Annotated in this window: 20 protein-coding genes and 2 riboswitches; of the genes, 11 read left to right on the top strand and 9 right to left on the bottom strand. The window is 58.1% G+C overall.

Annotated features, from left to right (window positions below):
* Window positions 1-232: 232 nt before the first annotated feature.
* From ffh to trmD, 5 genes are all read left to right on the top strand, one after another.
* The gene (gene ffh / locus ASD46_RS15730) at window positions 233-1804 is read left to right on the top strand and encodes a signal recognition particle protein (RefSeq protein WP_003516616.1); all 1572 of its coding nucleotides are present in this window, start codon (window positions 233-235) and stop codon (window positions 1802-1804) included.
* Between the two features lie 11 nt (window positions 1805-1815).
* On the top strand, window positions 1816-2133 hold the full coding sequence (locus ASD46_RS15735) for a chorismate mutase (protein ID WP_013636924.1): 318 nt from the start codon (window positions 1816-1818) through the stop codon (window positions 2131-2133).
* Between the two features lie 33 nt (window positions 2134-2166).
* Window positions 2167-2544, top strand: coding sequence for a 30S ribosomal protein S16 (gene rpsP, locus ASD46_RS15740; RefSeq protein ID WP_003516612.1), 378 nt, complete (start codon window positions 2167-2169; stop codon window positions 2542-2544).
* A gap of 204 nt (window positions 2545-2748) precedes the next feature.
* The gene (gene rimM, locus ASD46_RS15745; RefSeq protein ID WP_003516610.1) at window positions 2749-3315 is read left to right on the top strand and encodes a ribosome maturation factor RimM; all 567 of its coding nucleotides are present in this window, start codon (window positions 2749-2751) and stop codon (window positions 3313-3315) included.
* 4 nt (window positions 3316-3319) lie between these two features.
* Window positions 3320-4009 (top strand): tRNA (guanosine(37)-N1)-methyltransferase TrmD, encoded by a 690-nt coding sequence (trmD, locus tag ASD46_RS15750; RefSeq protein ID WP_019566023.1) that lies wholly within the window; start codon window positions 3320-3322, stop codon window positions 4007-4009.
* On the opposite strand, the gene ASD46_RS15755 is transcribed toward trmD, so the two are convergent.
* Complete coding sequence (locus ASD46_RS15755) at window positions 4006-4752, bottom strand: sulfite exporter TauE/SafE family protein (RefSeq protein ID WP_003516607.1); 747 nt, start codon at window positions 4750-4752, stop codon at window positions 4006-4008. The genes trmD and ASD46_RS15755 overlap by 4 nt on opposite strands.
* Before the next feature lie 267 nt (window positions 4753-5019).
* Between ASD46_RS15755 and rplS the strand changes: the two genes are divergently transcribed.
* The 4 genes from rplS to ASD46_RS15775 all read left to right on the top strand — a co-directional run bounded on the left by rplS (window position 5020) and on the right by ASD46_RS15775 (window position 9994).
* On the top strand, window positions 5020-5559 hold the full coding sequence (gene rplS / locus ASD46_RS15760) for a 50S ribosomal protein L19 (protein ID WP_003492508.1): 540 nt from the start codon (window positions 5020-5022) through the stop codon (window positions 5557-5559).
* 321 nt (window positions 5560-5880) lie between these two features.
* A complete protein-coding gene (locus ASD46_RS15765; protein ID WP_236742506.1) occupies window positions 5881-7545 on the top strand; it encodes a type I secretion system permease/ATPase in 1665 nt (554 codons plus the stop codon).
* Window positions 7538-8851, top strand: a complete 1314-nt coding sequence (locus tag ASD46_RS15770) for an HlyD family type I secretion periplasmic adaptor subunit (protein ID WP_025594591.1) — start codon at window positions 7538-7540, stop codon at window positions 8849-8851. Before ASD46_RS15765 ends, ASD46_RS15770 begins: the two co-directional genes overlap by 8 nt.
* Before the next feature lie 180 nt (window positions 8852-9031).
* Complete coding sequence (locus ASD46_RS15775; protein ID WP_025594592.1) at window positions 9032-9994, top strand: hypothetical protein; 963 nt, start codon at window positions 9032-9034, stop codon at window positions 9992-9994.
* A 124-nt stretch (window positions 9995-10118) separates the two neighbouring features.
* On the opposite strand, the gene ASD46_RS15780 is transcribed toward ASD46_RS15775, so the two are convergent.
* Complete coding sequence (locus ASD46_RS15780) at window positions 10119-11396, bottom strand: MFS transporter (protein ID WP_003516599.1); 1278 nt, start codon at window positions 11394-11396, stop codon at window positions 10119-10121.
* Window positions 11397-11824: 428 nt separating this feature from the next.
* Between ASD46_RS15780 and leuC the strand changes: the two genes are divergently transcribed.
* Window positions 11825-13234 (top strand): 3-isopropylmalate dehydratase large subunit, encoded by a 1410-nt coding sequence (gene leuC / locus ASD46_RS15790; protein ID WP_025594595.1) that lies wholly within the window; start codon window positions 11825-11827, stop codon window positions 13232-13234.
* Window positions 13235-13295: 61 nt separating this feature from the next.
* Here the strand turns inward: leuC and ASD46_RS15795 are convergent, their stop codons facing one another.
* From ASD46_RS15795 to ASD46_RS15830, 7 genes are all read right to left on the bottom strand, one after another.
* Window positions 13296-14756, bottom strand: a complete 1461-nt coding sequence (locus ASD46_RS15795; RefSeq protein ID WP_025594597.1) for a M48 family metalloprotease — start codon at window positions 14754-14756, stop codon at window positions 13296-13298.
* 307 nt (window positions 14757-15063) lie between these two features.
* The gene (locus ASD46_RS15805; RefSeq protein WP_025594598.1) at window positions 15064-15780 is read right to left on the bottom strand and encodes a thiamine ABC transporter ATP-binding protein; all 717 of its coding nucleotides are present in this window, start codon (window positions 15778-15780) and stop codon (window positions 15064-15066) included.
* Window positions 15777-17402 carry a thiamine/thiamine pyrophosphate ABC transporter permease ThiP gene (gene thiP / locus ASD46_RS15810; protein ID WP_025594599.1) on the bottom strand — a complete coding sequence of 542 codons (1626 nt, stop codon included), beginning with the start codon at window positions 17400-17402 and terminating at the stop codon, window positions 15777-15779. Before thiP ends, ASD46_RS15805 begins: the two co-directional genes overlap by 4 nt.
* A 19-nt stretch (window positions 17403-17421) precedes the next feature.
* A complete protein-coding gene (gene thiB, locus ASD46_RS15815) occupies window positions 17422-18435 on the bottom strand; it encodes a thiamine ABC transporter substrate binding subunit (RefSeq protein ID WP_025594600.1) in 1014 nt (337 codons plus the stop codon).
* A gap of 38 nt (window positions 18436-18473) precedes the next feature.
* Window positions 18474-18584, bottom strand: a riboswitch (TPP riboswitch).
* 45 nt (window positions 18585-18629) lie between these two features.
* Window positions 18630-19022 carry a VOC family protein gene (locus ASD46_RS15820; RefSeq protein ID WP_003516574.1) on the bottom strand — a complete coding sequence of 131 codons (393 nt, stop codon included), beginning with the start codon at window positions 19020-19022 and terminating at the stop codon, window positions 18630-18632.
* A gap of 91 nt (window positions 19023-19113) precedes the next feature.
* Window positions 19114-20940 (bottom strand): ABC-F family ATP-binding cassette domain-containing protein, encoded by a 1827-nt coding sequence (locus ASD46_RS15825; protein WP_025594604.1) that lies wholly within the window; start codon window positions 20938-20940, stop codon window positions 19114-19116.
* 4 nt (window positions 20941-20944) lie between these two features.
* Window positions 20945-21598, bottom strand: a complete 654-nt coding sequence (locus ASD46_RS15830) for a thiamine diphosphokinase (RefSeq protein ID WP_025594605.1) — start codon at window positions 21596-21598, stop codon at window positions 20945-20947.
* A 90-nt stretch (window positions 21599-21688) separates the two neighbouring features.
* A riboswitch (SAM riboswitch) is annotated at window positions 21689-21765 on the top strand.
* 82 nt (window positions 21766-21847) lie between these two features.
* On the opposite strand from ASD46_RS15830, the gene metA reads away from it, so the two are divergent.
* Window positions 21848-22774, top strand: coding sequence for a homoserine O-acetyltransferase MetA (metA, locus tag ASD46_RS15835; RefSeq protein WP_025594607.1), 927 nt, complete (start codon window positions 21848-21850; stop codon window positions 22772-22774).
* Window positions 22775-22804 lie beyond the last annotated feature (30 nt).

A 22804-nucleotide genomic window follows, 5' to 3' on the forward strand; every position in this document is an offset into this window, starting at 1 on the left:
GAAAACCGGCACTGTCTTGACTTTCACGGCACTTTCCTGTTTATCGCGGCCAATCAGCTGGCAGTTTCACGACTCCAAGCCGCCGACCGGGACCCGCAAAGGTATAAAGAGATCCCGGAGGTCAACACCCGACAGCGCGATGCGCCCTCGGGTGCTTTTTGGCTTTGCGTCTTGTTTTTGGCAGCGAAAGCACCGACGTTTCGGAGATCCCGGAACGAAGAAGGAAGAAACGATGTTTGAAAACCTCCAGGACCGCCTTGGTTCCATTCTGAATGGACTGACCGGCCGTGGCGCGCTGACGGAAGCCGATGTTGCCGCCGCCCTGCGCGAGGTTCGCCGTGCGCTTCTGGAAGCGGACGTTGCGCTGGAAGTCGTGCGTTCCTTCACCGACAAGGTGCGTGAAAAGGCTGTCGGCGCAGCCGTTCTGAAATCCATCAAGCCCGGCCAGATGGTCGTCAAGATCGTGCATGACGAACTTGTCGAGATGCTCGGCACCGAAGGCGTCTCGATCGACCTGCATGCGGCCGCCCCCGTCGTCATAATGATGGTGGGTCTGCAGGGTTCGGGCAAGACCACGACCACAGGCAAGATCGCCAAGCGCCTGACCGACCGCGACAAGAAGAAGGTGCTGATGGCATCTCTCGACACGCGCCGTCCGGCCGCACAGGAACAGCTTCGCCAACTGGGCGTGCAGACCGGTGTCGATACGCTGCCGGTCATCGCCGGCCAGTCCCCGACAGATATCGCCGCACGCGCCGTGCAGGCCGCCAAGCTCGGCGGCCATGACGTCGTCATTCTCGACACCGCCGGCCGCACCCATATCGACGAACCCTTGATGCTGGAAATGGCCGACATCAAGAAGAAGTCCAACCCGCATGAAATCCTGCTGGTCGCGGATTCGCTGACCGGTCAGGACGCCGTCAATCTGGCGCGCAATTTCGATGAGCGCGTCGGCATCACCGGTCTCGTGCTCACCCGTATGGATGGCGACGGGCGCGGTGGTGCGGCCCTCTCCATGCGCGCCGTCACCGGCAAGCCGATCAAGCTGATCGGTATCGGCGAGCGCATGAATGAACTCGACGAGTTCCATCCGCGCCGTATCGCCGACCGTATTCTCGGCATGGGCGACATCGTCTCGCTGGTCGAGAAGGCTGCCGAAAACATCGATGCGGAAAAAGCCCGTGCCATGGCCGAGAAGATGGCCAAGGGCAAGTTCGACCTCAACGATCTCTCCGACCAGCTTGCGCAGATGAAGAAGATGGGTGGCATGGGCGGTATCATGGGGCTGATGCCCGGCATGGCCGGCATGAAGGACAAGATGGCTTCCGCAGGCCTCAACGACAAGATGTTCGACCGCCAGATCGCCATCATCTCGTCGATGACCAAGGCCGAACGCGCCAATCCCGATATCCTCAAACACAGCCGCAAAAAGCGCATCGCCGCCGGTTCCGGCACCGATGCCGCCGAAATCAACAAGCTCTTGAAGATGCACCGTGGAATGGCCGACATGATGAAAGCCATGGGCGGCAAGGGCAAGGGCGGCATCATGAAGCAGATGATGGGCGGCCTTGCGGGCAAGATGGGGCTTGGTGGCATGATGGGCGGCGGCATGCCTGATCTGTCGAACATCGACCCGAAGCAGCTCGAAGCGCTTCAAAAACAGGCTGAAGCTGCCGGTCTTGGCAAGCCGGGCGCAATGCCCGGTCTCGGTGGTCTGCCCGGCGGGCTACCCGGTCTGGGCGGGACAAAGCTGCCGGGTCTTGGCGGCATGCCGGGCCTTCCCGGCTTCCCGAAAAAGAAGTGAGGGCGACGCCAGTGAACAACGCAGAAGTGAAAGCCCAGCTTTCCGAATACCGCCAGTCGATCGACAATATCGATGCCGCACTGGTTCACATTCTTGCCGAACGTTTCCGCTGTACCAAGGCGGTGGGCGTGCTGAAGGCAAAATACAATTTGCCGCCGGCGGACCCGGCGCGCGAGGAATACCAGATCGAACGCCTTCGCCGTCTGGCAAAGGATGCCAATCTGGATCCGGATTTCGCCGAGAAGTTTCTAAACTTCGTCATCAAGGAAGTCATCCGGCATCATGAAGCAATAGCCGCCGAACATGGCGGTAATGAAAAGACCGCCTAACCGGCGGACAAGCTATCTCAAGGAGTAAATAACATGGCACTTAAAATTCGTCTCGCACGCGGTGGTTCCAAGAAGCGCCCGTACTACCAGATCGTCGTTGCTGACGCCCGTTCGCCCCGCGACGGCCGTTTCCTCGAGAAGGTCGGTTCCTGGAACCCGATGCTCGCCAAGGACAACCCGCAGCGCATCGAGCTGAAGGCTGACCTCATCAAGGAATGGATCGCCAAGGGCGCACAGCCGACCGACCGCGTTCTGCGCTTCCTCGCAGAGGCAGGCCTTGCCGATCGCGCCGCTCGCAGCAACCCGGAAAAGGCACTGCCGGGCAAGCGCGCTCTGGAACGCGTTGCAGAAAAGAAGCAGAAGGCTGAAGACGCAGCTGCTGCCGCAGCAGAAGCTTCTGCTGCAGAATAATCTGCAATAGAATTTTAGAGAACGGGTGGCGTGGTTTTCCATGCCGCCCGTTTTTTGTTTATTTTGGTATCAACAAACTTTAGAGCGTCAGGAACTATGCTCTAACGCGTTGGATCTGCGCATCGTGCCCTGTGAAAATCGATTCCGATTTTTACGCTGATGCTGTAAACCAGACGCAACCAACACCAGAAGACGGACGGCCCGATGGCAAAGCTGGAAAACCCGATACTCATGGCAAAGATCGGCGGCGCACAGGGATTGCGCGGCGAAGTCCGCGTCAGCACCTATACGGACGAACCGATGGCGCTCGGCGATTACGGCAATCTGGTCAGCGCCGATGGCCGCGTCTTCGAAATTCTGGAAGTCCGCGAGGGCAAGAATGTGGTTGTCGTCCGCTTCAGGGGTATCAACGACCGCAATGCGGCGGAAAGCCTGAACGGGCTCGAACTTTTCATCGAACGCGACAATCTGCCGGATGACGAGCTGGACGACGACGAATTTTATTATGCCGACCTCGAAGGGCTGGAAGCCGTCGATGCCGAAGGCAAAAGCTATGGCGCCGTCAGCGCCGTTTACGATTTCGGCGCAGGCGACCTCCTGGAGCTGAAAGGTGCGGGCCGCCGTCCCGCCCTCATCCCCTTTTCGGAAGCAGCCGTGCTTGAAATCGATCTGGAGGCGAGACGCATTCTCATCGATCCCATGGCTGCCGGCCTGATCGACAATCCGGACGACAAAGACGAAACCGGCGCATCGCCTTTCGGCAAGAAATAAGGTCATGACGTTCAAGGCTACCGTTCTGACGCTCTACCCGGAAATGTTTCCCGGGCATCTCGGATATTCGCTGGCGGGCAAGGCGCTGGAGCGCAAGCAATGGTCACTTGAGGCCGTGCAGATCCGTGAATTCGCCACCGACAGGCACAGAAGCGTGGACGACACACCGGCAGGCGGCGGCGCCGGCATGGTGCTGAAACCCGACATTCTGGCCGCAGCCATCGACCATGTTTCAGATGGAGATACGCGACCGCGTCTGCTGATGAGCCCGCGCGGCAAGCCACTGTCGCAAGACCGAGTGCGCGAACTGGCGGCAGGCGACGGCGCGATTATCGTGTGTGGCCGCTTCGAAGGGGTCGACCAGCGGGTCATAGAGGCGCGCGGGTTGGAGGAAGTGTCGATCGGCGATTACATTCTCTCCGGCGGCGAGCCGGCCGCCCTGACGCTTCTGGACGCCATTGTCCGCATTCTGCCGGGCGTCATGGGCAACGATCTCTCAGGCGTGCATGAGAGCTTCGAGGGTGGGCTTCTGGAGCATCCGCACTACACCCGTCCGCAGGTCTGGGAAGGCCGCGACATCCCAGCCGTTCTCACCTCTGGCAATCACGCCGTCATCGACAAATGGCGGCACGAGCAGGCGCTGGCGTTGACGAAGGAAAGACGGCCCGACCTGCTGGAAAAGGCCAAGGTTTAAACCGAGACGAAATAATAGGCCGTCAGCACCAGCCCGACTGCAATGACCAGCCAGCGGATGATCCACTGCGGCACCCGCCTTGCCGTGTGCACTCCCACATATCCGCCAAGCGCGGCCGCCGGGAACATGATGAGGGCGGCCCACCAGGAAACGACGCCGCCGCTGACGAAGATCGTAATGGCGATGATCGCGATCACCACCGAGAGCAGGTTCTTCAGGGCATTCAGATGATGATAGCTGCCACCCGAGGTCATTCCGAGGATGGCCAGCATCATGATGCCCATGCCCGCCCCGAAAAAACCACCATAGATGGAGGCGAGCCCCTGAAAGAAGAGGCTCGGCACATTACCGGGTGAACGCTCGGCACTGGCCTTCGGTCGCAGCCACGGGCCAGCGGCAAAAACAACCGTTGCGGCCAGAAGCAACCATGGCACAAGCTGGCGGAAGGAGGGGTTGTCGAGCGACAGGAGCAAAAGCGACCCCGCCAGCCCGCCGACGATGGAGACGGCCGACAGGAGGATCGCCTCGCGCCAGTGGGCGCGGATTTCAGGCCCGTAGGCGATCACGGAGGTGATGTAACCGGGAAACTGCACGATCGCCGACGTGGCATTGGCGACAATCGGCGGCAGGCCTGCAAGCGTCATCGCCCCGAAGGTCAAAAAGGTGCCGCCACCGGCGATCGCATTGACCACGCCAGATAGAAAGCCGGTCGCAAACAGCATCATGATAATAAGTACGGACATGGCCCCTCCCAAGGTTTTCATGCCATAACCGGGGAAACGCACCTTCGCAACAGCCCGTACGTCGCCCACAATTGATAAAATATTGTCATGAAGGGATGACAAATGGCGCTGCCTCGTGTATGTGCCCGCGTGGAATTGGGGTTTTCCCCTTTAACCGCAAGCAAAGAATGGCGAACCCGCTCCTGCCGCACGGCATGGTCTGAAGGCATTGACCGACAGACGAAACGTTGAGCGCTCTGGCTGTTTCAGAAGAAATCAGAGGTTAACATGACCAATATCATTCAGCAGCTGGAAGCCGAACAGGCTGCCAAGATCGAAGCGAAGCGCACCCTGCCTGAGTTTTCTCCGGGCGACACGCTGCGCGTCAACGTGCGCGTTACCGAAGGTAACCGTACCCGCGTTCAGGCTTACGAAGGCGTTTGCATCGCCCGTTCCGGCGGCGGCCTTTCCGAGAGCTTCACCGTTCGCAAGATCTCCTACGGCGAAGGCGTCGAGCGCGTATTCCCGATCTACTCCCCGCTGGTCGAAGGCGTTGAAATCGTTCGCCGCGGTAAGGTTCGCCGCGCGAAGCTCTACTACCTGCGCGATCGTCGCGGCAAGGCTGCCCGTATCGTTGAAAACACCGGTACGCGCGCCCGCAAGCTGAACGAATCCGAGCGCCAGGCAGTCGCCGAAGAAAAGGCACGTCTGGAAGCTGAAAAGGTAGCAGCAGCACAGGCTCTCGCCGCCGAAAAGGCAGCAGCCGAAGCAGCAGAAGCCAAGGCAGCGGAAGAAGCAGCAAAGGCTGCGGAAACTGCAGCGGAATAAGATTTCCATTTTGATGGATTTACGGAGAAGGCGGTCTTTGGACCGCCTTTTTTGTTGCATCGATGCGCTATAACAATCTGGTGGGCGACATAGCGTCACGTCCAGCCTTCGACCCCATCTCCGTATCGACAGATCAAGATCAAAGTCGTATTGCTACTTATCTCTTTGCCTAATTTATTTAGAACATTCTCTAATAGCATTGCCTAGTTTCACTTATTGTGCAATTTTCGCGCAGTTTTAGGTGTTGATATGTTTTTTTTTAATTCTTTTTTAACAAAAAATAAGCGCGCTTTCTTCGCTGTCGGCATTGCCAGCGCACTCATGAATATTCTCAATCTTTCCGGCTCCCTTTTCATGCTGGAGGTTTATGACCGGATTCTGCCGAGCAAGAGTATTCCTTCTCTTGTCGCTCTCGTTGTTCTGCTGGTTATTCTCTATGCCTTTCTTGTGGGGTTCGATGCTCTGCGCGGCCGGATATTGGCTCGCATCTCGGACAATATGGACGACGATCTCAATCAAAAGCTCTTCAGGGCATCAATCAGCGCACCACTTGCCGCCTACGGCAAGGTAGACGGGCTGCAGATCGTCGGCGATCTCGATCAGATACGTCAATTCTTGTCCGGGCCGGGACCAGCAGCTTTCTTTGATATTCCCTGGCTGCCCATCTATCTGCTGATCTGTTTTGCCTTGCATCCCTGGATCGGTTTTGCCGTGCTTGGCGGCGCCCTGGTCCTTGTCGTGCTGACGCTCGTAACCAACTGGCTGACCGAAAGGGCGACCAAACAGGCCTACACCGTGCGCGGACAGAGAAATGCACTCGTCGGCAGCAGCCAGCGCAACATCGAGTCCATAAGAACCATGGGCATGATGAATGCGGTGACGTCGATGTGGGACGATCTGCACTCCAATTACCGCGCCGTCACACTCTCGACGTCGGACACGGCGGGCATGCTCGCCGCGATTTCCCGAACATTCCGCCTTTTGTTACAGTCGGGTGTGATGGCAATCGGCGCCCTGCTGGTTATCGAGGGGCATGCGTCAGCGGGTAGCATCATCGCAGGCTCCATCCTCTCGGCCAAAGCGCTGGGCCCTGTCGAACACGCAATTGCAAACTGGCGCAGCTTCATGACTGCGAGACAGGGCTGGAAACGCATCAACGAGTTTCTTGAACTCGTACCGGAACCCGCACAGCCGCTTTCCCTGCCGCCACCGAAATATACCGTTGCCATCGATCGCGTGACCGGCGGTCCGCCCAATGGTGCGCGAGATACCGTGGCCGATATTTCCTTCACGTTGAACGCGGGCGATGGCCTTGGCATCATTGGGCCGAGCGCTTCCGGTAAATCCACGCTGGCACGTTTGATAACCGGTATCTGGCCCTATGAGCGCGGCTCCGTGCGCTTCGATGGGGCCGCACTGAACCAGTGGGATTTCGAGGTTCTCGGTAAATCCATCGGATACATGCCCCAGCAGGTGGAGCTGATGCCAGGCACGGTCGCGCAAAATATCGCGCGCTTCGACCGTGACGCAACGGCGGAAGCCATCGTTTCGGCAGCCAAGGCCGCTCAGGTTCATGATCTCATCCTGAACCTGCCCAACGGTTACGACACCTATATCGGCGACCGTGGAGAGGCATTGTCAGGCGGGCAAAAACAGCGCATCGGCCTGGCGCGGGCGCTTTTCAGGGAGCCATTCTTTGTCATCCTCGATGAGCCGAACTCCAATCTGGACAGCGAAGGCGAGGCAGCCTTGCGCAACGCCATTGGCGACATAAGGGCGCGGGGCGGCATCGTGGTCGTCATTGCCCATCGTCCGAGCGCCATCGAAAGCGTCAATCTTGTGATGGTGATGAGCAACGGCCGCATGCTTCGCTTCGGCACCAAGGAAGAGGTGCTTGCGCAAATCCTTCGTCAAAATATTCGCCAGGTGCCGGAAACAGAAGAAGAAGTACGCAAGCTGGAAAGCCGGGTGGGTGAAAATGGTTGAGGGAGAAAAAACCGGCGTGACGAAAACATCTATCGTCAAACACTCAACCGCCGTAGTCGTTCTTGCTGCCGGCCTTCTTTTCGGCCTGGGTGGCTGGGCGGCTCTCGCGAAGCTTTCGGGGGCAGTCGTCGCCACGGGCCGGGTCGTTGTCGAAGGCAACTCCAAGAAAATTCAGCACCTTTCCGGCGGTATTGTCAGCCAGATCAATGTTGCGGAAGGTGACACGGTGGAGGCCGGTCAGGTTTTGCTGCGGCTGAGTGGCACGATCGTTCAGGCAAACCTGTCCATTGTCGAAAATACGCTCGCGCAGCTTTATGCACGCCGTGCGCGTCTGCGTGCCGAAATCTCCGACGCCACCTCTTTCACAACGCCGGAAGATCTGGCCGTCTTGACCAATTCGAAGGCTGCCAAAACATTCATCGACAGTGAGCAGAACCTTTTCAACAGCCGTCGCAGTGCACTGATTGGCATGAAGAAGCAATTGGTAACGCGCAAGGATCAGCTAGCCGATGAAGCGCGGGGCATGGACGTGCAGATTGAGGCAACCAACAATGAACTTGCTATCGTAAGGGAAGACGTCTCAAAGACACAGGAGCTATATGCCAAGGGGCTGGTAACGCTTCAGCGCCTCAACCTTCTCAAGCGGCAGCTTTCCAATCTCGAAGGTCAGCAGGGCCAGTATATGGCCGCGCGTGCGCAGACGGTAGGCAAGCTGAGCGAAATGGACTTGCAGTCGCTTCAGCTTGACGAGGACCGCAAGTCCGAGGTCACTAAAGATCTGACCTCAATCGAAGCCACCGTTGCGGAATACGAGGAACGGCTTGCGGCAACACGCGACCAGCTCGACCGCCTCGATATTCGCTCGCCGATTGCGGGGCGTATCTACCAGCTGTCGGTACACAACATAAACGGCGTCATCCAGCCGGGCGAAGTGCTTATGCTGGTGGTGCCGGCAAAGGAAGATCTTGCAATCGACGCCAATGTTCTTCCAAACGACATAGACCAGATCTATGTCGGGCAGCCAGTGACCATTCGCTTCACGGCTTTCAATCAGAGCACGACGCCGGATGTAAGCGCTGAAGTCGCAGTCGTCGCCCCGGACTTGCAGACAGATTCCCGAAGCGGTGCGTCATTTTACGCACTGCGCATCAAGCCGAGCAAAACTGGAATGGACCATATACCAGGTGGACGGTTGTATCCGGGCATGCCGGCCGAAGTCTTCATACAGACAAGCGAAAGAAGCGTTCTTTCCTATTTTGTCAAACCGTTCCAGGACAGGCTTAGAAAGACGTTCCTGCAGGAATAAAAGACTTTCATTACATGCTTTCTTAGAAACGATTCGCAAATACACCAAGAGCGAGAATTTTTCCAAAAAAAACAATTTCTCATATTGTCTTGCCATTTATAATGTACTAATTATCACCCGCAATATTTATTAAATTTAATTTCGATACATCGAATTCTCAAAAATTTATAGGAGAGTAAAATGGCGTTAAAAGTAACTTTTGGTAATGGCGGCGCGGCATCGGTTTCGTCGCTCACCAGCCTGATCGATCAGGAAGCATATAAGCTCCTCACGGAATCCACAGCACAGGTCAAAAACGGCTCTACGCTCGATTCGGGCGCTGTCAGTGTTGGCGCTGTGGCGGTTGCCGGTACCGGTGCTGGTGGCACTGTCGATGTCGGCTACGACCCCAACGCAAACGGCTTCACATTTGACGTATCCTCGGCATGGAATTCGGTGAAGAACGCTCTCGCCCAGTCTGACACCTCTGAAAACCTTAAGTTCAAGGATTTCGTACAGGTAGACGTTCACCTCGGCGGCACCGGTTCGTCCACCGTTGAAGTTCTCAATGCCAAGCGCGGTAACATCACGACCGGCGCAGGCAACGACACGGTTACCGTATCTGTCGTTTCGAACGAAAAGACCTGGGTCAACAATTTCAACATCGACACCGGCGCAGGCAACGACACGATCACCGTCAAGGCAGGCGCTGCCTTCAATGACACGTCGGCTGCGGGCACGGGCGGTCTTGCCGCCAATACCGGCGCTGTGAATGGTGGTGCTGGTATCACCGACGGCAGCTACACCTCCGTCAAGATCGATGCCGGTGCGGGTAACGACTCTATCGACCTGAGCGGTGTAAAGCTCGCTTCGTCGCTGGTCACCGGTGGCAAGGGCATCGACCACATCATCGCAAGCGGTGGCGCCGATACCTTCGTCTTCAATCTGGGTGACATGGCGAAGAGCTTTGCCACAGATACCATCGAAGGCTTCAACGCCTCCATGGACAAGCTCAAGCTGGTCGGTACAGTGATCGATAACTGGGCGGTTTCGACCTTTGATAACGATACCGTCCTCAGCTACAACGTTACTGGCGAGCACAAGGGTGAGAAGATCATTCTCTCCGGCGTTCACCTGACCGGCAGCGATTGGTTCACGGCGTAATTTCTCTCGAAGAGAATTTCATCGGTTACCGTTTAAATGGATCATGGCCCGGACATATCCGGGCCATGATTTTTTACATATGCGGCGGTTCGGAAATTATACCTGCGCTTCGCAATCTTGCAGATCAGGCGGCCTCGGCCTGATTGCCCATTTTTCTCGCCGCGATGATGACGAGCACACCTGCCAGCGCAAGGCAGAAGGCAAGGAAGAACATCGGCGCAATGGTGCTGCCGGTCTGGTCCTTGATCCAGGGCACCACGTTCTGCGCCACGAAACCACCGAGATTGCCGACGGAATTGATGGCGGCGATGCCGGCAGCGGCACCGGCTCCCTTGAGGAAGCGGCCGGGCAGGCTCCAGAACACCGGTTGGCCGGCAAAAATGCCCGCAGCGGCGATGCAAAGGAAGGCAAACTGCAATACCGGATCGCTGAGCAGCGCCGACATCAGCAGGCAAAACGCGCCGACGAAGGCAGGGCCGACGATATAAGGCGTTTTGTTTTTTGCCTTGTCAGCCGCCAGGGGCACGACGAAGAGAGCGACGGCCACGATCACCCAGGGGATGATGTTGATGAAGCCGTTGGCGGTGTTGGAAACGCCGAAGCTCTTTACGATTGTCGGCAGCCAGTAGCTGAGACCATAGGCCGCCAGCGGAAAGCCGACATAGCAAAGCGCCATGAACAGCACGCGCGGATTGATCAGCGCCTTGAAGCCGTCCTCCGCATGCTCTTCCATGCCCTTGTTTTCTTCGGCCAGTCGGTTCTTCAACCAGTCCTTCTCGGCCTGCGTCAGGAACTTCGCTTTTTCCGGCGTATCGTCCAGATAGAAGAAGGTAACGATACCAGCGATCACGGCGGGAATACCCGTCGCCAGGAACACCCATTCCCAGCCGGCATAACCGAGGAAACCATCGAGATCGAGCAGCATGCCGCCAAGCGGTGCGCCGATGGCATTGGCAAGCGCACTGAAGATCATGAACAGGCCGATCATGCGGCCGCGATAATCGCGCGGGAACCACAGCGTCATAAGGAACAGCACGCCCGGGAAGAAACCGGCCTCGCAAAGCCCGAGCAGGAAGCGCAGGATATAGAACATCGTCGCATTCTGCGTGTAGGCAAGCGCGATGGTGACGGCACCCCAGGACACCAGAATGCGGGCGAACCATTTGCTGGCGCCGAAACGGTTGAGGAAAAGGTTGCTCGGAACCTCAAAGAGGAAATAGCCGATGAAGAACAGCGAAGCGCCAAGTCCGTAGGCATATTCGCTGAGGCTCAGCGCATCGACCATCTGCAGCTTGGCATAGCTGACATTCTGCCGGTCGATATAGGCGATGAGATAGAGAAGGCCAAGAAACGGCATCAGCCGCCAGGTGATCTTCGAGATTAGGGATTTTTCCGATACCATGTGCTTTTCCCTCCCTTCGATTGCTCGTCGAAATGCAAATGATAAGGGGACCCATCTATATGTGCGCCGCAAGATACGCAAGTTGCATTGCATCATAACCAATGCCGAAAGGGCTGCGAAACCGGCATTTTAAAGCCCTGAGTGCATGATGCGGCGCACATCAAAGCCGCCGGGTCACCGTTTTACGGTCTGCGTGCATTCATATTGCCGCGAAACCGGCAATCTGCTATGAAGACCACTATGGGATCTAAATTCGGATGTCTCGCGCAGAATGTTTATGTGCTGCAGGACCACAAGCGTCTGCCGGCACGGTTTTTTGCGCGCATTTCCGGGGCGCTCAACAGCCGACTTAGGCTCGCCTGACAGCACCCGCTGTCCACCGCCTTACTGAACCCTGATTTTACCTTTCCATGACAAGGCATAGAGCCATGAGCGCACCCCGCACCTTATACGACAAGATCTGGGACGACCACGTCGTCAATCGTGACCCGGACGGAACCTGTCTTCTCTATATCGACCGTCACCTGGTCCATGAGGTGACGAGCCCGCAGGCCTTTGAAGGCCTGCGCATCGCCGGCCGTCCGGTCCATTCGCCCGCCCGCACGCTTGCCGTCGTCGATCATAACGTGCCAACCACAGCCGACCGGCTGGAAGGCATCAAGAACGAGGAAAGCCGTATCCAGGTGGAAGCGCTTGCGCAGAATGCCAAGGATTTCGGTGTCGAATATTATTCCGAGCGCGACAAGCGTCAGGGCATCGTCCACATCGTTGGCCCGGAACAGGGCTTCACTCTGCCGGGCATGACGATTGTTTGCGGCGACAGCCACACCTCCACCCATGGTGCTTTCGGCGCGCTGGCGCACGGCATCGGCACGTCGGAAGTGGAGCATGTGCTGGCGACCCAGACGCTGATCCAGAAAAAGGCCAAGAACATGCTGGTGCGTGTCGATGGCAAGGTTCCGGAAGGCGTCACCGCCAAGGACATCATCCTCGCCATTATCGGTGAGATTGGCACAGCGGGCGGCACCGGCCATGTGATTGAATTTGCCGGTGAGGCAATCCGCTCGCTCTCCATGGAAGGCCGCATGACGGTTTGCAACATGACCATCGAGGGCGGCGCCCGTGCAGGTCTGATCGCGCCTGATGAGACCACTTTCGACTACATCAAGGACAAGCCGCGCGCGCCAAAGGGCGAGACGTTGGAACAGGCCATCGCCTACTGGAAGACGCTGAAATCCGATGAGGGCGCCCATTACGACAAGATCGTGGTGCTGGACGCCGCCAATCTGCCGCCGATCGTCTCCTGGGGCTCATCGCCTGAGGACGTGACGTCCGTCGAGGGCATAGTTCCCAATCCGGATGATATCGAGGAAGAAAACAAGCGTACTTCAAAGTGGCGTGCGCTGGAGTATATGGGCTTGAAACCCGGTACGCGCATCACCGATATCGCCATCGACCGCGTTTTCATCGGCTCCTGCACCAATGGCCGTATCGAGGATTTGCGCGCAGCGGCAAAGATCGTCGACGGCCGCAAGGTCGCACCCACCGTCTCGGCCATGATCGTGCCCGGCTCCGGTCTCGTGAAGGAACAGGCGGAAAAGGAAGGTCTGGACAAGATTTTCCTCGAAGCCGGTTTCGAATGGCGCGAACCGGGCTGCTCCATGTGCCTTGCCATGAATGACGACCGCCTGAAGCCTGGCGAACGTTGCGCCTCCACCTCGAACCGCAACTTCGAGGGCCGCCAAGGCTACAAGAGCCGCACCCACCTCGTCTCCCCCGCCATGGCAGCGGCGGCGGCCATCGCCGGTCATTTCGTCGATGTGCGCGAGTGGCGGTAATTATCGATAACGTCTGAAACGAAAAACCCCGGATCACAATCCGGGGTTTTTTGTTAGCATCTCATTCCGCAATGATCTTCACCCGCTGGCCGGGCTGAAGCGTGGCGGTGGCGCTCATCGCATTCATCATGCGGAACATGTCGAGCTTGCGGTCGGTCCCCATCATCCGTGCGGCAATCGTTGCCACGGTTTCACCGGGCTTGACCGTCACCACGCGCACGCGCAGAGGTTTTAACGATGCGATCTCCTGCGGCGTCATCTTGCGGAAACTCGTGCGCAATACGTTGGCGATGGAATCGAGCTGCGTGTTACCCTTCGGCACGGCCGTCAGGAAGCGGAATATCTGCTGACCAACACGGATGACGGTAACGTCAAAGTCCCATTTGTCCGCCGTCGCACGGGCTGTCGCAGCCTCCAGACCGTTGATCTGCGTTTCCTTCACGGTTTCCGGCATCAGGCCGGCAACCCAGCCGCTGGTAAGGTAATTGGCAAGAGTGGTCTGTTTCGGATCGGCCACGCCGTCGAAACGGATCGCCACATCGCCCGGACCCGTCGCAAGAACGGCCTCCACCTTGTTGTCGATGACGAAACCTTCCGGCACATCGAAACGGATACCGAGCGTTCCGTGCAGGAAGGTCTGGCCCCGGACATAACCCTCCTGCGGGCTGTCGCCGTAAAGCAGGCCGTCTATGCCATCCAGAAACCAGTCGCGACCCCGATCCCCGACCTGACCGTCCTGGCCGAAGGCGCGGGCATGCCGGCGTGCAAGCTCGATGCGCTGCGGCGTGTTGGGGTGGCTGGAAAGAAAGTCGAGGCTCTGGTCATTTTCGGGATCAGCCGAGGAGAAACGCGCATAGGCTGCCATGGAATCCAGAAACCGCGGCGATGCGAAGGGGTCGTAGCCGGCCTCACCCAACATGCGCACGCCAATCACGTCCGCCTGCAATTCCTGCTGGCGCGAAAAAGCCGCAAGCCGCAGCTTACCGCGCGCAAGCGCCTGCTTGCCGGCGAGATCGCTCGACAGAACCTCGGCGACCACACGGCTTGCAATCACCTCCGCCTCTTCCCGGCGCTGGCGCTCGATGCCGTGGTTTGCGGTAACGTGGCCCATCTCATGCGAAAGCACGGCGGCCACTTCCGAGGCATCGTTGGCGAGAGCCAGAAGCCCGCGCGTCACGTAAAGATACCCACCCGGCAGCGCAAAAGCGTTGATAGCAGGCGAGTTGAGGATGGTGATGCGATAGGATTGCTGCGGATTTTCCGAAACAGCCGTCAGCGCGCCGGCGATACGGGCGACAAGCCGCTCCGTCTTGGCATCACGATATTCGCCACCATAACTCGCCACAATACGCGGATGCTCGCGCGCGCCCATCTGCGCACGGGGATCGTTCTTCTGCACCTCTTCCACGGTCTGCGGATTGTCCGAAGGCCGCAAGGTAGACTGGTAGGCCGGGCTGAAGAGAGACTGACACGATGACAGGAATACGGCAGACGCCGTCAGCACGGAACACACGGCAGCCATCCTGCCCGAACGGCGAAGGCCTGAACGGGAGAAAAGCCTCCACTGCGCAGTCATGCTATTTCTCATTCTCTATGCCTGCCCCTAACGTTCCTGATCATCCGTTAATTGCAGACCAGAATAACAGATTCGCCCCAACGAGCCATGAATGTCGAAACGGTAAAAACGATCCATCAAGTCCGGAATATTCCTGAAGAACGCAATAATTCTCGTCTTTTCTCGGGCAACGACTTGAAACTGGCAAGTGCAAATTAACGCCATTGAAGTTATCTAAAGCGATTGCCAGCGGCACGCGTCGAAAATAAGGCGATCAGCCGTTCAGAAAACTGTCGACCGCCTTCACATTTTGTGTGGCGAAGAAATCTGCGGTCGAGCCCGCATAGACAACGCGGCCACGATCAAGAAAAACCACCCGCTGTGCCAGCTTTTTTATGTCGTCTGGATGGTGCGTAACAATAATCGCCGTATTTTTTGTTTCGGCATGCAAGTCGAGAAGCAGGGAGGTCATGCCCGCCCGCAGCCCCGGATCGAGCGCCGCGAAAGGCTCGTCCAGCAGCATGACCGGTTTTTTCCGGACCAGCGCACGCGCGAGCGCCGCCCTTTGCCTTTCCCCGCCGGAAAGCGTGCCCGGCAAACGTTTGTCAAAACCCGCAAGACCAACGCGTGTGAGCGCCACGTCGATCCTCTGCCTGTCTTCCTCCCCCAGCTTCAGCCCGGGGCTGATGCCGAGCGCGACATTGGTGAAGATATCGAGATGGGCGAAAAGATTATTATCCTGGAAGATCGAGGAGACCGGTCGTTCGGAAGGATCGAGCGCCTTCATGTCCCGCCCGCCGATCAGGACGCGCCCGGAATCGGGCAATTCAAAACCGGCGATGAGATTGAGGAGCGTCGACTTGCCAGAACCGGATGCACCGACAACGGCGGTCATCTGGCCTTGCGGGAATGTACAATCGAGATCGAAATCCTGCGTTCCGAGCCGCAGCCTGACCTTGTCCAGCCCCACGGCAAATTCGTCACCCGTCATATGCTCGCCCTTGCTGATTGGGATTGCCGTGAAACGCCGCCCGCGGCAAGCAGCAGGCAGACGACGCCAAGGATGAACGCGTATCCGGCGGCATCATTGGTGCGGTAGCTGCCCATATTGCTATAGACCAGCCATGGCAAGGTGATGAAATTTTCCGATCCGAACAGGGCGACCGCCCCGAGATCACCGAGCGACAGGGCCATGGCAAAGGAAAACGCCATCAGCAGTGGCCGCCGCAATACCGGCAGATCGGCGAACCGCAGCCGCGTCAATCCCTGAAGCCCAAGGCTGGCGGAGAGCCGGGACGTGCGTAAAAAATGGCTGGTGAAGGCTGGCTCCAGCACCCGCATGGCAAGCGGCAACGCCATCAGCATGTTGATGAGCGCCACGAGAACGGGAGCATAAAAACTGACATCTCCAAAGGGCCGCAGCAACAGGAACCACCCGCTTCCCAGCACGACGGGCGGTACCAGCAGCACCAGCGATGACCCCGCCCCGAGCGTGGCGGACAAAAGGCGCAAGGGTTGAGCCGCGTGCCGTTTGGAACCCACGGCCTGTCGCGCACCGATGATCGCAAAGCAGCAGAGCACGACGAGAGTTGCGGAGAACGCAGCGATTGCAAGGCTGGTCGCCGCCGCACGCAGGAAGATCGGCGCTGACAAAAGACGCGGCAGATCGGCCCCCAAACCCGAGACGGTTATGGCAACAAGCGGCAGGCCGACCAGCAGAACCGCAAAAATGATTGCCGCTCCGTCCCACAGGCGCGCGCCAACACGCTTGCCGTCGAAACGGCGAACAGGGCGACCAATCGAGGCAATTTCCGCCTCGGGCGATGGCAAAAAGGCAAGAAGGCCGAGCAGAACTGCTGTGATTGCAATCTGCAAAACCGAAAGCGCGATTGCCCGTTGCGGATCGAAATCAAACCGAAGCGCCTGATAGATTGCGACCTCAAGTGTCGTCGCCGCCGGTCCACCGCCCAGCATAAGCACTAGCGTGAAGCTGGTGGCACACAGCATGAAGACAAGCCCGGCAATACCGGGAACAAGCCGCGAGACGGCCGGCCACTCGATGAAGCGGAAAACCGAAACCGGCCCCATGCCAAGACTTGCCGCCATCCGCCAATATTCGCCCGGAATCCGCTCCAGCCCGGCCAGCATCAGCCGCACCGCAAGCGGCAGATTGAAAAACACATGGGCGATGAGAATGCCGGAAAGGCCGTAAATACTGAAGGGCTGCTCCGCACCGGCAAAAACAAGGGCAGTATTCAAAACACCCTGCCTGCCCCAGATCGTGATGATGCCGAAGGCGCCGACGATGACCGGCAGCCCCATCGGCACAGCCATCAACCTGATAATCCAAATCCGCCCCGGAAAATCCTGTCTGCGGGAGAGCGCAAGCGCCACCGGCAGGCCGAGAACAATGGAAAGAACAGTGGACAACGTTGCCTGATAGAGCGTGAAGCGCAGGATGCGCAGCGTGTAGGCATCCACGATTCCGGTGGCGGATGTGCCGGCATCGAAAGACAGGAGTGCTGAGACAGCAAGCGCCATGAACAGGAAAACGGCGGCAAACGCCGCCGTTCCGCCAATGATCGACCATCTGTAGTCGCGACGCAGCATCATGCGCGGGCGTGCCTCTTGCTCAGTTCATGCTCATGGCCGCAAGCCATTCGTCGATCCAGGCCTTGCGGTTCTTCGCCACCTCTTCCGGGTCCATCAGGAAGGTCTTCTGCGGTACGACGAGTTTGGAAAATGCCTCAGGCAGGGGCGTGGACGTTGCCGCGACCGGCATCATCCAGTTGTTTTCCGGAATGGCATCCTGAAATCCTGATGTGAGCGTGAAAGCGAGGAACTGCTTCGCCAGTTCCTTGTGCGGCGCGTTTTTGAGAAGGCCGGAAACCTCGATCTGGATGTAGTGCCCCTCGGAAAAAGCCGCGGCCTGATAGCGATCCGTCTTTTCCGAGACCATGTGATAGGCAGGCGACGTGGTGTAGGAGAGCACCATCGGCACCTCACCCTTGGTGAAAAGGCCATAGGATTCCGACCAGCCCGGCGTGACGGTGAGAATGCGCTTCCGGAGCTTCGCCCAGGCTTCCGGTGCCTTGTCGCCGTAAACGGACTTCACCCAGAGCAGCAGGCCAAGCCCCGGCGTGGAGGTGCGCGGGTCCTGAATTGCGATTTTCTGTGAAGGATCGCCGTCCACCAGATCCTTCAGGCTCGTCGGCGGATTTTTTATCGTCTGCGTGTCATAGACAACGGCGAAATGACCGTAGTCGTAAGGGACGAAAATGTCGTCCTTGTAACCGCCCGGCACCTTGGCCGCCGATGCTTCGATACCGCTGATATCGAAGAGGCCGGTCTGTTTCGCTTCCGCGACCAGATTGGTGTCGAGACCAACAACGACATCCGCCTTCGACGCTGCCCCTTCAAGCTTCAGGCGGTTGAGCAGCGCCACGCCATCCGCCACACCGACGAAATTGACCGTGCAATTGCACACTTTCTCGAAGGCCTCTTTCACCTTGGGGCCGGGACCCCATTCGGAAACGAAGCTTTCATAGGTGTAGACGGTCAGTTCCTGTCTGTCCTGAGCAGTGGCAAGACCGGGCAGAAACAACGAAACGGCAACGAGGGAATTCAGGAAAAGACGACGGCGCACGGGTATCTCCTCAAAAAACGAAAAGGGAAATAGCCGCTTGCCTTAAGCCGTCTAATCCCTCCGCCGGTATGAACCGGATCAGGTTCTTCGGGTTGGCAAGCCTCTCAGCCTTTTGCACGCAAGCACAAAAGACACCCCGTTAGATCAAGATGATGATGTAGTCCCGCTGTCTCTGATTGGCAAGATGGCTGCCGTCAGGCCTGCTGCACCATGTGCACCAGTTCCCAGACATGGCCGTCGGGATCCTGAAAACTACCGGCATACATGAAACCGTGATCCTGAACCGGTTTCCAGCTGCTGCCACCCGAGGCGAGCGCCGTTTCGATCATCCGGTCGATTTCCTCACGGCTTCCCGCTGTGAGACAGGTCAGGACCTCGGTGCTGCGTGTGGCGTCGGCGATATCGCCATTGATGAAATCACGAAAACGCTCCTCCTGAAGAAGCATCACGAAGATGTTCTCCTCAACGATCATGCAGAGCGTGCGGTCATCCGAATATTCCGGATTGAAGGTGAAACCGAGAGCCGTGAAGAAGCTTCTCGATGTCTCGATATTCTTGACCGGCAGATTGACGAAGATCATGCGCATTTTCTGAACTCCTCCGAACCCGCACAGGAAACGGCAATTCCGCCTCCCTGTCAAAGGTGGATGAGACCTCAGTCAAGAAATCGCGACCCAGTCACCCTTCAATTTCCTCGCGCAGCATCTCCAACTCCAGCCATTCCTCTTCCATGGCTTCGAGCTTTTCGCGCAGCTTCGTCATTTCCTGCGCCAGCGTATTGAAGGTAGCCGGGTCCTTGGTGAACAGATTGGGATCGGCCATGCGCTGCTCACGCTTGGCGATTTCGCCCTGCGCCTTCTCCATCTCCTTTGGAAGGTTTTCGAGCGCAAATTTTTGCTTGAAGGAAAGCTTGCCCTTGGCCTTTGAGGGGTCCTGCGACGCGGAGGCGGAAGGGGCGGTCTTTGCCTTTTCCTGCTTCTCCGCCTTGCGCTTTTCTTCCGCAGCACCCTTGCGTTGCGCCATCATGTCCGAATAGCCGCCGGCATATTCGATCCAGCGTCCGTCCGGCTGGTCCGGATTGGCGGGCGCAATTGTGGAGGTGACGGTACGGTCGAGGAAGTCGCGGTCGTGGCTGACGAGAATGACCGTGCCGGAAAACCCCGCAACGATCTCCTGCAACAGATCGAGCGTTTCGATATCGAGATCGTTGGTCGGCTCGTCAAGGATCAGCAGGTTGGTAGGCCGCGCCAGAATGCGCGCAAGAATAAGACGGGCGCGCTCACCACCGGAGAGGTTGCGGATGGGCGTGCGGGCCTGTTCCGGCTGGAACAGGAAGTCCTTCATGTAACCCGTCACATGTTTCAACTCGCCATTGACCAGCAAATTGTCGCCGCGACCGTCGGTGAGGTAATGAGCGAGCGTATCGTTTGGATTGAGATCTTCACGCTTCTGGTCAAGCGTCGCGATTTCCAGATTGGTGCCGAGCTTTACCGTGCCGCTATCGGGCTGAAGCTGGCCGGTCAGCATCTTCAAAAGCGTTGTCTTGCCGGCACCGTTCGGCCCGACGAGACCGATGCAATCACCGCGATGCACCCGCAGCGAAAACGGCGCGATGATCACGCGCTCGCCGTAAGACTTGGTGATTGCGTCTGCCTCGATGACCAGTTTGCCGGATTCCCGCACCTCCGCAGCCGTCGCCTGCACGCTGCCCTGCGGTCCCTTGTGGCCGCGATAGTCCGCACGCATTGCCTGAAGCTCGCCCACGCGGCGCATGTTGCGCTTGCGTCTCGCGGTCACGCCGTAACGCATCCAGTGTTCTTCACGCTCGATGGCCTTGCCGAGCTTGTGCTGCTCCAGCTCTTCCTCTTCCAGCACCTTGTCGCGCCATTCCTCGAAATGCGCAAAACCGCGATTGAGACGGCGGGACTGGCCGCGATCCAGCCACACGGTCGAGGTCGAAACCTTTTCCAGAAAACGCCTGTCGTGCGAGATCAGCACCAGCGCGCTACGCGTCTGCTGCAACTCGCCTTCAAGCCATTCGATGGTGGGCAGGTCCAGATGGTTGGTCGGCTCGTCCAGCATCAGAATATCGGGTTCAGGCGCCATGACGCGGGCAAGGGCCGCACGCCGCGCTTCGCCGCCGGACAGGCTATCCGGATGTTCCTGTCCCGTCAGGCCCAGATGCTCGAGAATATAGGTAACGCGATAGGGATCGTCGCCAGGTCCCAGCCCCGCCTCGGCATAGGCCTGCACGGTGTCGTAACCGGCAAAATCCGGCGCCTGTTCCAGATAACGGATGGTGGCGGAGGGGTGACGGAAAACCTCGCCCGACTGCGCCTCGACCAGACCGGCGGCGATCTTCATCAGGGTCGACTTGCCCGAACCGTTGCGTCCGACAAGGCAGATGCGGTCGCCCGGCTCCACCTGAAGATTGGCGCCGTCGAGCAGCGGGGTCACGCCGAAGGTCAGCTTGATGTCATCGAGTTTCAAAATTGGGGGTGCCAAGGCGTCAGGCTCCGGTCAGATCATAAGGGCGGGCGAGCACGATGGCTTTTCCGCTTTTCAGCGAGAAATGCACGGGGCCGCCATTCGCGACATTGGAAATAGTGCGGGAAGAGCCGAAAGCAAGCGGGAAATCCTTGAGAGGATAACGCACATTGCCGATATCGAGCCCCACAAGGTCGGTAAACCCGGCAACGGAAAACAGCGCACCGGGAGGCAGATCAAGATCGAACGACCCTGCCAGCAGCGGGCGGGCCTCCTCTTCGCCGGAGGTCAGCGTAACGTTGAGACCACGCTCAGTAAGCGCCACGGCGTAAAGAAGGTGCTGAAGTGCGTGGTCGCTTCTCGCTCCACCAAGCGCGCCGGCAAGCACCAGAGAACGCGCGCCGCGGGCAAGTGCCTCCGACACCGCAATTTCGCCATCGGTCACAGCCTTTGCAGCGGGATAGGGCTGTCGCACCACATCGGGCCAGGCGTCCAGCAGGTCCTTGTCGGTGGAATCGAAATCCCCCACCCAGAGCTCGGGTGTGAGCCCGAGCGGTGCGGCATGGCGCATGCCGCCATCGGCCGCAATCACACGGCTACCCTCAACCGCCGCTTTGAGGCGGTCGGTAACGGTGACATCGCCGCCAAGCAGAATGGTGAAGCGTTCTCTATCCATGCCCTGCCTTATCGCACCTCAGGCAAAAATGGAAAGGCAGAAACCCGATGAAATCAGCCGATATTGATTTTCGTCGGCTTCGGGATTATGAAACGCCTCAGTGGTGATTTGCCGACCGGCTTGCAGCCACTTTAAAGAAGTCGCTAAAGGGTCGAGGAAAAGGGTAATTTCCTGGGACCGGCTGCGATTTCGCTGCCGGTTTTTTTGTTTTCGCAACGTTCTTTACGTCATCCGAAAAGAGAGTTCGACATGCCGATCAAGATTCCCGATACGCTTCCCGCCTTCGACACCCTCGTTCATGAGGGCGTGCGGGTCATGACAGAAACGGCGGCCATCCGGCAGGATATCCGCCCGCTCCAGATCGGGCTTCTCAATCTCATGCCGAACAAGATCAAGACGGAAGTGCAGATGGCGCGCCTCGTCGGCGCATCGCCGCTGCAGGTGGAGTTTTCGCTGATCCGCATTGGCGGCCATCGTGCCAAGAATACGCCGGAAGAGCACCTTCTGTCCTTCTATGAGACATGGGAGGAAGTGCGCCACCGCAAGTTCGACGGTTTCATCATCACAGGCGCGCCCATCGAGATGCTTGATTATGAAGACGTGACCTACTGGAACGAGATGCAAAAGATTTTCGACTGGACGCGAACCAACGTCCATTCGACGCTGAACGTCTGCTGGGGCGCGATGGCCGCCATCTACCATTTCCATGGTGTGCCGAAATACGAACTGAAGGAAAAGGCTTTCGGCGTCTATCGTCACCGCAATCTCTGCCCCTCGTCGATATATCTCAACGGTTTTTCCGACGACTTTCAGGTTCCGGTCTCACGCTGGACGGAAGTGCGCCGCGCCGACATCGAAAAACACCCGGAACTCGAAATCCTGATGGAGTCAGAGGAAATGGGCGTATGTCTGGTGCATGAAAAAGAGGGCAACCGCCTCTATATGTTCAACCACGTCGAATATGATTCAACCTCGCTTTCGGATGAATATTTCCGCGATGTGAACTCGGGCGTTCCAATCAAGCTGCCGCATGATTATTTTCCGCACAATGATCCGGAGCTTGCCCCGCTCAACCGCTGGCGCAGCCATGCCCATCTGTTTTTCGGCAACTGGATCAACGAGATATATCAGACGACGCCTTATGACCTCGAAGCAATCGGCAAACTAGCGGCGTAAATTGCGGGATTGCGAATTGCCGGAAAATGA

The organism is Rhizobium sp. Root491 (assembly GCF_001427205.1).
Classification (GTDB): Bacteria; Pseudomonadota; Alphaproteobacteria; order Rhizobiales; family Rhizobiaceae; genus Agrobacterium; species Agrobacterium tumefaciens.